A 1235-nucleotide genomic window follows, 5' to 3' on the forward strand; every position below is an offset into this window, starting at 1 on the left:
GTGGGGCGGGCGCCGATGAGGCGGACGAGGACAGAGGCGCCGGTGCCGGTGCCGGTGCGGACGGGGGTGCGGCCGGCGCGGATGTGCGTGCGACCGCGGACCCGGACGTGCCCTGGCAGGTGCCCGATCTGCCGGAGGGCGTTGCTCCCGCTTCGGGGCCGCGTGCTCCGCTGCGCCGGCGGCTCGACTCCGGCCCGGTCGCGTCCGTGAAGCTCGCCTCCGGCTGCGACCGCCGCTGTACTTTCTGCGCGATCCCGTCCTTCCGAGGCTCGTTCATCTCCCGGCGCCCCTCCGACGTGCTGGGCGAGACCCGCTGGCTGGCCGGGCAGGGCGTCAAGGAGGTCATGCTCGTCAGCGAGAACAACACCTCCTACGGCAAGGACCTCGGCGACATCCGCCTGCTGGAGACGCTGCTGCCGGAACTGGCCGCCGTCGACGGCATCGAGCGGGTCCGGATCAGCTACCTCCAGCCCGCCGAGATGCGGCCCGGGCTCATCGACGTAATGACCGCTACCCCGGGTGTCGTGCCTTACTTCGACCTGTCGTTCCAGCACTCCGCGCCGGGCGTACTGCGTGCCATGCGCCGCTTCGGAGACACCGAACGCTTCCTCGAACTGCTGCACACGATCCGGTCGAAGGCGCCCGAGGCCGGCGTCCGGTCCAACTTCATCGTCGGCTTCCCCGGCGAGAGCGAGGACGACCTCGCCGAACTGGAGCGGTTCCTGAGCGAGGCGCGGCTCGACGCCATCGGCGTGTTCGGCTACTCCGACGAGGAGGGCACCGAGGCCGCCTCCTTCGAGCACAAGCTCGACGAGGACGTGGTCGCCGCCCGGCTCGCGCGGGTCTCCCGGCTGGCCGAGGAGCTGACCGCGCAGCGCGCTGAGGAACGGCTCGGTGCCACCGTGCGGGTGCTGGTCGAGGCGTTCGACGAGGAGACCGGCGAGATCACCGGCCGGGCCGACCACCAGGCGCCCGAGACCGACGGCCAGATCGTCCTGCTCCCGCCCGGCGGGAACGCGGCGGACGCTGCGGCCGTTGGGGCATCCGGTGGGGTGTGGCGGCCGGCGCCCGGGACGTTCGTGACCGCGAAGGTGACGGGCACCGAGGGCGTGGACCTGATCGCCGAAGTGCTGCCCGAGCTGGCCGGTGTGTCCGGCGGCCAGGGCGCGGAGTGTTCCGAGGGAGTGGGCAGATGAGCGGAGGCGCCGAGCCCACACCGCCGCCGCTCCGACCGG

1 protein-coding gene is annotated in these 1235 nt (G+C 73.0%); it reads left to right on the forward strand.

What is annotated here, in order from left to right:
• Positions 1–1196: MiaB/RimO family radical SAM methylthiotransferase (locus tag AC13HU_RS37425; protein WP_483046462.1), on the forward strand; the 1196-nt coding region annotated here is incomplete at its 5' end.
• Between the last annotated feature and the right edge of the window lie 39 nt (positions 1197–1235).

It is taken from the genome of Streptomyces sp. NH27 (assembly GCF_056859195.1).